Source organism: Methanoregula sp. (assembly GCF_035543475.1).
GTDB lineage: Archaea > Halobacteriota > Methanomicrobia > Methanomicrobiales > Methanospirillaceae > Methanoregula.
In genome coordinates this window covers 1-9677 of sequence record NZ_DATKKA010000002.1, presented here as the reverse complement: position 1 = coordinate 9677, position 9677 = coordinate 1, and the positions used below count along the sequence as shown (strand labels likewise).

The 9677-nt window shown below is 56.0% G+C and carries 13 protein-coding genes; 10 read left to right on the top strand and 3 right to left on the bottom strand.

The genetic code is table 11. The annotated features are described in order from the left end of the window. From VMS83_RS00280 to VMS83_RS00255, 6 genes are all read left to right on the top strand, one after another. The coding region (locus tag VMS83_RS00280) for a preprotein translocase subunit SecY (protein ID WP_325408746.1) at positions 1-1180 on the top strand (1180 nt) is incomplete at its 5' end. A 19-nt stretch (positions 1181-1199) separates the two neighbouring features. Next, the gene (locus VMS83_RS00275; protein ID WP_325408745.1) at positions 1200-1772 is read left to right on the top strand and encodes an adenylate kinase; all 573 of its coding nucleotides are present in this window, start codon (positions 1200-1202) and stop codon (positions 1770-1772) included. Positions 1773-1791: 19 nt separating this feature from the next. Then, the gene (locus VMS83_RS00270) at positions 1792-2403 is read left to right on the top strand and encodes a DUF106 domain-containing protein (RefSeq protein ID WP_325408744.1); all 612 of its coding nucleotides are present in this window, start codon (positions 1792-1794) and stop codon (positions 2401-2403) included. Then, positions 2403-2936: a (d)CMP kinase gene (gene cmk / locus VMS83_RS00265; protein ID WP_325408743.1), complete on the top strand. Its 534-nt coding sequence runs from the start codon at positions 2403-2405 to the stop codon at positions 2934-2936. The genes VMS83_RS00270 and cmk overlap by 1 nt, the downstream gene beginning before the upstream one ends. A gap of 106 nt (positions 2937-3042) precedes the next feature. Next, on the top strand, positions 3043-3471 hold the full coding sequence (locus tag VMS83_RS00260) for a GNAT family N-acetyltransferase (protein ID WP_325408742.1): 429 nt from the start codon (positions 3043-3045) through the stop codon (positions 3469-3471). Beyond that, positions 3468-4355, top strand: coding sequence for a DUF2156 domain-containing protein (locus VMS83_RS00255; RefSeq protein ID WP_325408741.1), 888 nt, complete (start codon positions 3468-3470; stop codon positions 4353-4355). Before VMS83_RS00260 ends, VMS83_RS00255 begins: the two co-directional genes overlap by 4 nt. Positions 4356-4466: 111 nt before the next feature. Here the strand turns inward: VMS83_RS00255 and VMS83_RS00250 are convergent, their stop codons facing one another. Continuing rightward, on the bottom strand, positions 4467-5072 hold the full coding sequence (locus VMS83_RS00250; protein ID WP_325408740.1) for a MarC family protein: 606 nt from the start codon (positions 5070-5072) through the stop codon (positions 4467-4469). A gap of 205 nt (positions 5073-5277) precedes the next feature. Between VMS83_RS00250 and VMS83_RS00245 the strand changes: the two genes are divergently transcribed. From VMS83_RS00245 to VMS83_RS00230, 4 genes are all read left to right on the top strand, one after another. Beyond that, on the top strand, positions 5278-5865 hold the full coding sequence (locus tag VMS83_RS00245) for a rubredoxin (protein ID WP_325408739.1): 588 nt from the start codon (positions 5278-5280) through the stop codon (positions 5863-5865). A 146-nt stretch (positions 5866-6011) separates the two neighbouring features. Continuing rightward, complete coding sequence (locus tag VMS83_RS00240; protein ID WP_325408738.1) at positions 6012-6467, top strand: hypothetical protein; 456 nt, start codon at positions 6012-6014, stop codon at positions 6465-6467. 150 nt (positions 6468-6617) lie between these two features. After that, the gene (locus VMS83_RS00235) at positions 6618-7262 is read left to right on the top strand and encodes a hypothetical protein (RefSeq protein ID WP_325408737.1); all 645 of its coding nucleotides are present in this window, start codon (positions 6618-6620) and stop codon (positions 7260-7262) included. A gap of 81 nt (positions 7263-7343) precedes the next feature. After that, positions 7344-7952 (top strand): tetratricopeptide repeat protein, encoded by a 609-nt coding sequence (locus VMS83_RS00230; protein ID WP_325408736.1) that lies wholly within the window; start codon positions 7344-7346, stop codon positions 7950-7952. 59 nt (positions 7953-8011) lie between these two features. Here the strand turns inward: VMS83_RS00230 and mtrH are convergent, their stop codons facing one another. Both mtrH and mtrG read right to left on the bottom strand, forming a co-directional pair. After that, positions 8012-9049, bottom strand: a complete 1038-nt coding sequence (gene mtrH, locus VMS83_RS00225) for a tetrahydromethanopterin S-methyltransferase subunit H (protein ID WP_325408735.1) — start codon at positions 9047-9049, stop codon at positions 8012-8014. Between the two features lie 15 nt (positions 9050-9064). Further along, a partial coding sequence (mtrG, locus tag VMS83_RS00220) for a tetrahydromethanopterin S-methyltransferase subunit MtrG (RefSeq protein WP_325408734.1) occupies positions 9065-9677 on the bottom strand: 613 nt, incomplete at its 5' end.

The following is a 9677-nucleotide window of genomic DNA, read 5'->3' as shown; positions in this document are numbered from 1 at the left end:
ATCCATCGTCCTCCAGCTCTTGAAAGGTGCCGATATCCTGCATATTGACACCAGCGAGGCCCGCGGGCAGGTCATGTACATGGGGCTCCAGAAGATCCTCATCATCGTCATGATCGTGATCGAGGCAGCCCCCAACCTCATCGGGGGCTTCATGCAGCCCGATCCCGCCGTAGCAGCGCAGTTCTTCGGCGGCAACCTCTTTGCAGTCTCGCTCTTAATCTTCGTCCAGATCTGTATCGGCGGTGTGCTGGTATTCCTCATGGATGAAGTGGTCACCAAGTGGGGTATCGGTTCCGGTGTCGGACTCTTCATCATTGCCGGTATCTCCCAGGCCCTCGTCAACGGTTTCATCAACTGGACTGCGGTCAGCGACCCCTACCCGATCGGGTTCTTCCCGCGGCTGTTTGCGGTCGTACTTGACGGTGCGAACTTCATCCAGTATTTCGGGACGAACCTTCTGGCCTTTGCAACGACCATCATTATCTTCCTCATCATCGTGTACGTGGAATCGACCCGTATCGAGATCCCCCTTGCCCATGCCCAGGTACGGGGTGCGCGGGCCCGGTTCCCGGTCAAGCTGATCTATGCCAGTGTGCTTCCGATGATTCTCGTGCGTGTACTCCAGGCCAATATCCAGATGGTCGGGATGTTCCTCTCGAACATCGGTATCACGGTCCTGGGCAAATTCAACGGCCAGACACCCCAGAACGGCCTGATGTACTTCCTTGCGCCCATCAACGGCCCCACAGACTGGATGTGGTGGGCAACCGATCTCGGGCACGCCCCCTGGGAGGTTCTTCTCAGGATGGGCATTGATATCACGTTCATGGTGGTAGGCGGTGCAATCTTTGCACTCTTCTGGATCAAGACGGCAGGTCTTGATTCAAAGGACGTGGCACGGCAGATCCAGATGTCCGGGATGTCAATCCCCGGGTACCGGAGAAATCCGCAGGTGCTGGAGAAGTATCTCGACCGGTACATCCCCCGTGTCACCATCATCGGCGGGGTGTTCATCGGTATCCTGAGTGTGGTGGCCAACCTCTTCGGTGTCATCGGGGCGGTGAGCGGTACAGGCCTGCTCCTGACCGTGAGTATCACGTACCGGTTGTACGAGGAGATTGCAAGCCAGCAGATCATGGAGATGTATCCGTTCATGCGGACATTCTTTGGCAAAGAATGAGTGAATGAAGGGAAGAGGTATGGCAGGGAAAAAGGTCATTATCACGGGTGTGCCCGGGGTCGGCAAGACCACGGTCATCAACGAGGCGTTAGCCAAGCTCAAGAGTGAAGGGGTGGAATACCAGCCCATCAATTTTGGTTCTTTCATGTTTGAAGTGGCCAAGACCGAGGGGCTCGTGGAGAACCGCGACCAGATGCGTACTCTTGACCGGGCCGACCAGAAACGGCTTCAGCAGCATGCTGCACAGGCAATCGCCCGGATCGAGGGTAATGTGATGATTGACACGCACGCTTCGGTCAAGACCCCCAAAGGCTACCTTGCGGGACTTCCTGAATGGGTGCTCCGCGAGATCATGCCCGACGTGATCATCCTTGTTGAAACGGATAATGACCAGATCCTCATGCGGCGCCTGACCGACGAGACGAGAAACCGGGACCGGGAAGGTGCGCGCTCGATTGCCGAGCACCAGCAGTTCAACCGGTCTATCGCCGCAGCCTATGCCATGATGACCGGCTGCACCATCCGGATTATTACCAACGCTGATCACCTGCTGGACCTGGCCGCCACGGATATGGCGGATGTCCTGAGGTAATTCCTGTCCGGAGGTTTTCATGGACTTTGGAAAATTCTGGGAAAAGTACGGGCTGTACGTTGCGCTACTCTTCATGTTTGTCATGATGTGGACCTACACGGTCCCGTGGCTGCGCACGGATGTCGGACGGGGCATCGACGGGGTATTTGCCCCGCTGGTCACCGAGTTCGGGATCCCGTTTTTTATCCTGATCGTGATCCTCTCGGCCCTAACCGGCCTGTACTCTTCTATCATCCAGAAATACACGATCGATTATGAGCGGATGACGGAAGTTCAGGACCGGATGAAGGATTTCCAGAAAGAGTACCGCGAGGCCATGCTCTCCCAGGACGAGAAGCGGATCAAGAAACTGGATGTCAAAAAAGACCGCATGATGAAGGAGCAGCTCGAACTCTCCCAGCAGCAGTTCAAACCGATGGGGTATATCCTCGTCCTTACAGTTCCCATCTTTTTCTGGCTTCTCTATCGCCTGAGTGAGATCAACAACTCGATCACTCTCCCGTATTTCGGGACCCTGAACCTTACTTCACCCCTGATCTGGGTCATTCCCGCATGGATGGTGTGGTATATGATCTGTTCTATCACGATCAGCCAGGTGATAAGAAAGGCTCTCAACATCGGGGGAATCTGATGCGGATCACCGTGAGCGGGCTTCCCGGCAGCGGGACCACCTCGCTCTCACGGTATCTTTCTGAACGCCACGGCTTTACCATGATCTCGGCCGGCGAGGTCTTCCGGCAGTGTGCAAAAGAGCACCACATGGAACTCGCAGAGTTCGGCCGGCTTGCCGAGAAAGATCCGGCGTATGACAAGATGATCGATGCCCGGCAAAAAGAGATCGCCGAGGAAAAAGACAACATCATTGTCGAAGGCCGGCTCTCTGGCTGGATGGTGGAGAAGGCGGATCTCAAGATCTGGCTCTTTGCCCCGATATCCTGCCGGCTGGATCGGATCGTCTTCCGCGACCAGATCGCCGATGTGGAGACTGCACAGGCAATCACTCTCGAACGTGAGCACTGTGAGGCGGTGCGGTACCGGCAGTACTATGATATCGACATCAACGACCTCTCCATCTACCACCTGATCCTCAACTCGGAACACTGGGGGATCAATGAGCTCGGGGCGATTGTCGATACGGCTGTGGCCCAGTTAAAGGCACCATAGTACCGTGTGCATGAACACCACGTATGGCAGCCCGCAAACGGCAGCGGGCGGCACAATACTTAACCACTTTTCGAGCAATCTCTTTTCATACGAGAAGGTACCTGCGATGACCGCCGAAGATATCCGGGTCTCCTGTGTCCGTTCATGGAGTACCGAAGAGGTTGTGGCACTGTACCGGGCCGGCGGCTGGTGGAAGGATGAATACGATCCGGCCGAGATCCCCCGGCTCATCAGCGGGAGTTTTGCCTTTGCGGTTGCCATCGATACCCGGAGCGGCCATGCCATCGGGATGGGCAGGGTGCTCTCGGACGGGGTCTCGGATGCATATATCCAGGACCTCGTGGTTCTTCCGGAATACCGGGGAAGGGATCTCGGGACCGCGCTGGTCTCGTGCCTGATCGCACGGTGCCGGGAGGCAGGGATCACGTGGATCGCCCTGATCGCCGAACCCGGATCGGAGGCGTTCTACCACCCGCTCGGGTTTGCCCGGATGGAAGGCCATATCCCCCTGATCTACCGGGGTGCACCCGGATGATCTCACAACAGGACTTCCGGCCGGTGACTCTCGAAGATCGGGCATTTTTCGAGCAGCATTACGCGCGGTACCCCCAGAGCCACAGCGACAACACGTTCACGAACATGGTCTGCTGGAACCAGATCGCCCAGTACCGGTATGCGTACGTGAACGGCAACGTGATCCTGGCGAGCACGCTCTTCGGGGTGACCAGTTTCCGCCCTCCCATCGGTCCCCGCGATCCCGCGCTCATGAAAGACCTGATCCGTTTTGCCGGGGAGTTTGCCGGGGCCACCCCTATTGTTCTCATTGATCCTGCAACAGCAGAGTGGATGCGGGAACTCGATCCCACTCTCACTCTTGTACCGGACCGGAACCATTTCGAGTACGTGTACAGGGCAGCCGATCTCGCGGAGCTGCCGGGAAAGAACTACCTCAAGATCCGCAGCCAGCTCAATAAGTTCCGGAAGAACTGCTCCCACACGGTGGAGCCGATTACCGCTGACAACCGGAGGGAGGCCATGGAGTTCCTGGTGAAGTGGTGCGAATGGAAGGGGTGCGAGAACGACCTCGTCCTCGCCCACGAGAAGGAAGCCGTCTTTTATGCGATCGAGCACTTCACCGAACTTTCCCTCCGGGGTATGATGATCCGGGTCGAGGGGCAGGCTGCGGCCATCTCCCTGTTCGAGCGCCTCAATGCAGATACGGCGCTCGTCCATTTCGAGAAGGGATTGCCGGACTGCGAAGGAATCTACAAGGCCATCAACCAGGAGACCGCAGCGGTTCTTGCACGCGAAGTGGAGTACATCAACCGGGAGAGCGATCTCGGGGTTGCCGGCCTCCGCGAGGCAAAGTTACGGTACCACCCGGATCACATGATCGAAGTCTGGTCGCTCAGGCGATGATATCCGGTCCCGCAGCGTCTTTTCCTGTCAGCGCTCATCCGGTGCGATGAGCAGTAACCCTGCATTCCCCTTCGTACTGTTTTTAAAAAAGAGACCTTTTCAGGAGACTGTTCAGATGTGGATGGGCAGTCCCAGCGTCCCGATAATTCCGGAGAAGATGATCTTGACGGCGATTCCTGCGACCAGCATCCCCAGCACCCGCCCCATGATATCGGTGATCACGGTCCCGAGAATGTTCTGGATGGCAGAGGAGAAGTACAGGATGATCCAGGTTGCCGCAAGCGAGAGGGTGATGGCAATGAAGGGGATGAGAATACCGTAATCATTTGAGAGGAGCATCACCGTGGTAATTGCACCGGGTCCGCAGAGGATCGGGGTACCGATCACCACACCGGCCGCAGTCGGGGTATGGTCTTTGGATTTGCAGAGGTCAATACCCAGTGCCATCTCCATTCCCAGGAGGAAAAGGAGGATGCCCCCCGCGATCTGGAAGGTGGAGAGCGTCAGGCCGAGGATGGAGAAGATCGCAGTGTTGAAGATGAGGAAGATATACATCAGCACGCCGGCAACAGCCACCGCGATGAACGCCTGCTTGTGAATCTCCTTGGAAGACTGCCCTTTGGTCATCCCCGCAAAGATCGGGACTGACAGGATCGGATCGAGGATGACAAAGAGCGCCGCAAATGCATAGAGAATTCCTGAGATAAAGTCAGTCATATCAAATACTTCTGATCATGGGAGGTAGTTACGGATAAATTCAGGGGTTTTGCTATTGGGATACGGGAATTTCCGGGCCCCAAAGCTCCCGTACGATTGCATCATTCATAATATATAATAGCCGGGAATCTCAATCATCCGTAAGAGCGGATGTGTACCGGGCCGGACAGGAAATGGCCCGGACCGCCCGGTCCGGAGAGTACGTATGCCAGCCACAAAGAACGTTTCCGGATCTTCCGGAAAGAGAGCTGCACCGCAGGCAAAAAAACCGGTCAAAACAGCGGCCAGGCCAAAAAAGGCAATGCCGGCAAAATCTGTTGCAGGTGCAAAGAAGAGTACGATGGCAAAAAAGACCCCGGCAGGCAGGGTCAAGACCGGAAAAAAAGCTCCGGCCAAAAAGGTCCCGGCCTACAAGCTGAAACGGTATCGCTGCCGTCTCTGCGGCTACGTCTACTCCCCGCTTCGCGGAGAACCGCACAACGGCTACCCTGCGGGAACTCCCTTCGAGGACCTTCCCGAAGACTACGTCTGCCCGGTCTGCGGGTACCAGGGTCGGGGAAAGATCGGCAAATGGGGCTTTGACGAGTGGGCGCCCACCCGGTACATCTGTTCGATCTGCGGGTATGTATACGATGAAAAACGCGGGGAACCTCACCGTGGTATAAAACCCGGGACAAAGTTCGATGATCTTCCCGAGGACTATAAATGTCCTGTCTGTGCACAGGACCCGAAGATTAACGTCCAGTTTGGGAAGGTGTTTAAGCAGGGGTTCGAACCGCTCGATATCGGATAATCGTGCAGAACCCCGTCAATCTCTCTCTTATTTTAAGCCCGGTACCTCTGGTGTGACGGGAGTGTAAACGGCGTAGCTTAATATCTTATACATCCATGCTGAATGTGCACACACTACGCGCGTGATCTCGTGGTATGAGGGGTCAGATGCACAACAGCCAGGATCCGGTGATGCAGCAGAAACGCGAAGTGCTCGCCCGTTTCCTTGGCGTGGATACATCAGAGCTCCGTATATCAAACGGCCACCTGTACGGGTTCAGGGCGTTTTTTCACGGTAACGATGCAGCGTACCTCGTGCTTGCCGATGCAGAGGCAACGCGGGCAGCAGAAAACGCCGTGCAGGAGAAACTCTGGCTGATCAGCCTGGAATCGCTTTTTGCTTTTTTTGATATCGATGCCACCCCTCCCGATCTTCTCGGAAAGATCAAAACAAAGGAGATCCGGCAGGCAAACGAGGAGATCAAGAAACTGATCCACCATACCTGCGGGATGGAGCCGCTGAAAAAGCGGATGCTCACCTACGGCAACCGTAAGAACCTGCTGGCGGATTACGACCAGACCGAGCATTATCTGGACGGGTACTTTATCTACCGCCTGTACTGATCCGTCCGGCGTTTTCTGTCGCGCTCCACAACATCAGGCCCCGGTTTTTCCCTCACCGCAAAAAATATACTCCCCGGCAATTTATATCCGGCAATGACCCCGGTGCATCCGCATTTCTCATACGGTTCCCGAACCGTTCTTCTCATCTGTATGGCGTCGTGCCTGCTGCTGGCAGGTGCCAGTGCGGCCGATGTTTACGTTACCGGATATCTCGGGGATGTCATCAACCTGCACGGGTACTCCTACCGGGGCACTCAGGTGTATCTGTTTATGACGGGCCCGGGTCTTCCCGCAGACGGCGTGACTCTCACTGATGTGACCCAGCGTGCCGACCAGGGACAGTTCACCATCGTTGACCTTGACAGCAGCCAGCAGTGGTGGTTTAACTGGGACACATCGCGGATCTGGAACGAGATCAACCCCGGGACCTATACGGTTTATGTGAGCACAGAACCCGTTGATTATTCGCATCTGGGCAGCAGCGACACGTACAAGACGCTTTCGGTGTATTTGCAGGATCCCGGTACCCGCAAGGGTGGCAGCAGTACTACGTCCTATGCGCTGCATCTTGACGATCAGGGTACTCCCCAGACCACGGTGCAATCTGTGGAGATCCCGGCCCCGACACTCCCGGTAACTCCTGCCCGGCAACCGACCGTACCTGTCCCATCAGTCGTCGTAACAACCGCAGCTGCAAGGAGCACTCCTACGCAGGCAACCCTGCAGCCACTGACGGCCATCATCGCAGTACTGGGCTGCACCGGGCTGCTTCACCGCCGTCTATCTCGCCGGTAAAATTGTCCTTTTCCTTCAGTGCGCATCCTTTCCGGCCGGCCATTTTATTACCGATGGGGCGAACGTTCTCTATGATACGGTATGGACACTGCGGCAATGCTTGAGGTAGCACATCGCCTCGCCCGGGTTGGGAGGTATAACGAATCCCTTGCTGAATATGACAGAATCCTTGAGGCCAACCCCGGGAACACCACGGCGCTCGAACAGAAAGGCGGCGTTTTTTATTCCCTTGGCAGGCACGAAGACGCCCTTGCCTGCTACGACCGTGCGCTCAAAATTAATCCTCACCTGCTGACCACATGGTACGAGAAGGGGTATACCCTGCGCAAGATCGGCAGGTACGCAGAATCGATCACCTGTTTCGAACAGGCTCTCGCTCTTGATCCGGAGAATTCGCTTGCCATGGCCAACAAGGGATATTCCCTGAATGAGCTCGGCAGGTACGAGGATGCCCTTGCCTGTTTTGACCGCGTCCTTGAAACCGGCTCCAGCAATATCCGGGTGATGACCTCGAAAGGGATTGCGCTCCTGGGTCTTGGGCGGAACAGGGAAGCGCTGGCAATCTTTGACCAGGCCCTCGGCTTCAATGCAATCAACTCGTTTGTCTGGCAGCACCGGGCCGAGGCGCTGCGCCGTCTGGGGCGCACTGCGGATGCCGAAGAGAGCCTCCGGCACGTAACCGGCAGGTAATGCATTTTTCCCGGAAAAGTACTTTTTTCCCCGTCAGCCGACGGGAAACCAAAAAAAATTTAGATGAGTTTAAAGATGGGGTGGCTTTCCGATTTGCACTCGACGCCGAGCTGGCGGGTTGCCTCAAGGACAGTGATGTCCGTGTAGGCCTGTGCGGTGATCATTGCTTCGACGTTCTCGATAGGTCCGTACATGATGAGGTCTGCACCGAGCGTGCTTGCAATCATGTTGCAGCCGATATCGGGTGCGGACCATGCAGCCTGCTTGATACCCTCAATACCGCCGAGGTAGTGGTGGGCCATCTGTTCGAGCAGGACGTCTTTACCCTTGTAGCCCTCTGCAAGGACGGAGGGGGTCTTGCTGGTGCCTTTCCAGCGCTTGAGCCAGGTCCAGGAGACCGTCATGTTGTGGTATGCGCCACCAGTCGGGTACCCGTGGATGGCTTTACAGGCGAGGATCTCACGGTAGGCTCCACCGGATCCAAGACCGAGCGGGGTTGCTGCAGTGTCCAGAATCGGGCGCTTGATACCGCAGTATTCTGCAATCTCGAGCATACCCTTGGTCTGTCCTGCGACACCGCCTTCGACGAGCACTTTCTCGCGACCCGCAACTGACGGGTCTGCCGGGTTGAAAGCGAGCACGATGGCTGCGTCGACATCACTGTTCTTTAAGGCCTCGATGCTTTCGGGCAGGATTGAACCGTTGATGGAGTTGTAGATCGCACGGTTTGCAAGCCCGACCTCGGTTACGTAATTGCATGCATGGGCAAGCGCTTTCGGAACCGACGAGTCCATCAGGAATGCAGTCTTGTTGTCGATACTGTCGAACCAGCTGAAGTAGCTCTCGAATGCTTCCCCGTATTCCGCGATGATCTGGATAAAATGCGGAATACCGGTCATGTCAGAGAGTACCTGACAGCGGTTCCAGAGTGCTTCTGCCTTTGCCTTGTCGATCTTTCCTGTCTTGTCGTCAAGCACGCACTCGTGCTTGTTGTAGAAGATCGAAGCACCCAATACGGTCGGGTATTCGCCGGGCTGTCCACCAATCTTGGTGCCGTTGAAGTCCCAGACACTCTGTTCTTTCTCAAACTTGAACATGTTATTACACCTCCATTACACCAATGCCATCAATTTCTGGAGCATAAACAGCAGCATGACAAATACGATCAAGCCTGCGACGAGGCCGTACAGTATGCCGATATCGCGTCCGATTTTTCTCCCAACACGCTGTGCCACTTCAGCATCTACGAATTCGAGTTTCTTCTCGATCTTGTCGAGTCTCTTCTCGATCTCGAGGAACTGGGGGTTGGCTCCTGCTGCTGCGACTTCAGCGCCGCCGGCTGCTTCCTTGACCTCAACGACGATGGGGTCGCCTGCGAATGCGCCGGGGTCTTTTGCCTTGAGTTCGTTGATCTTGGCCTTGATAGCGGCAAGGTCCTCGGTCTCCATGATATTGACGACGGTGATCTGTTCCTGGAAGCGCTTGATAGCCGCATCATTGAGGTTCTCAATGAAGGGGATAGCGCCTTCAGCACCGACGATCCTGCCGTCCTTGACGCCACTCTTGTGGAGGGCGACCATAGACTGGCCGGAGAGGTGGCCCTTGACTTCGGTACCACAGAGGATCATGAACCTGATGTTGGGGTTGGCGATGTAATTGGCGATGACCTTTTCAAGACCGAGATTCTCGGTCTTACAGGAACCGCACATCGCTGCGCCTGCATCA

What these genes read in the sequence shown, in the direction of transcription:
- VMS83_RS00235 (WP_325408737.1), top strand. Translation starts at nt 6,618, where the DNA reads ATGGCGTCGTGCCTGCTGCTGGCAGGTGCCAGTGCGGCCGATGTTTAC.
- VMS83_RS00245 (WP_325408739.1), top strand. Translation starts at nt 5,278, where the DNA reads ATGCCAGCCACAAAGAACGTTTCCGGATCTTCCGGAAAGAGAGCTGCA.
- VMS83_RS00250 (WP_325408740.1), bottom strand. Translation starts at nt 5,072, where the DNA reads ATGACTGACTTTATCTCAGGAATTCTCTATGCATTTGCGGCGCTCTTT.
- VMS83_RS00260 (WP_325408742.1), top strand. Translation starts at nt 3,043, where the DNA reads ATGACCGCCGAAGATATCCGGGTCTCCTGTGTCCGTTCATGGAGTACC.
- VMS83_RS00240 (WP_325408738.1), top strand. Translation starts at nt 6,012, where the DNA reads ATGCACAACAGCCAGGATCCGGTGATGCAGCAGAAACGCGAAGTGCTC.
- VMS83_RS00275 (WP_325408745.1), top strand. Translation starts at nt 1,200, where the DNA reads ATGGCAGGGAAAAAGGTCATTATCACGGGTGTGCCCGGGGTCGGCAAG.
- VMS83_RS00230 (WP_325408736.1), top strand. Translation starts at nt 7,344, where the DNA reads ATGGACACTGCGGCAATGCTTGAGGTAGCACATCGCCTCGCCCGGGTT.
- VMS83_RS00255 (WP_325408741.1), top strand. Translation starts at nt 3,468, where the DNA reads ATGATCTCACAACAGGACTTCCGGCCGGTGACTCTCGAAGATCGGGCA.
- VMS83_RS00270 (WP_325408744.1), top strand. Translation starts at nt 1,792, where the DNA reads ATGGACTTTGGAAAATTCTGGGAAAAGTACGGGCTGTACGTTGCGCTA.
- mtrH (WP_325408735.1), bottom strand. Translation starts at nt 9,049, where the DNA reads ATGTTCAAGTTTGAGAAAGAACAGAGTGTCTGGGACTTCAACGGCACC.
- cmk (WP_325408743.1), top strand. Translation starts at nt 2,403, where the DNA reads ATGCGGATCACCGTGAGCGGGCTTCCCGGCAGCGGGACCACCTCGCTC.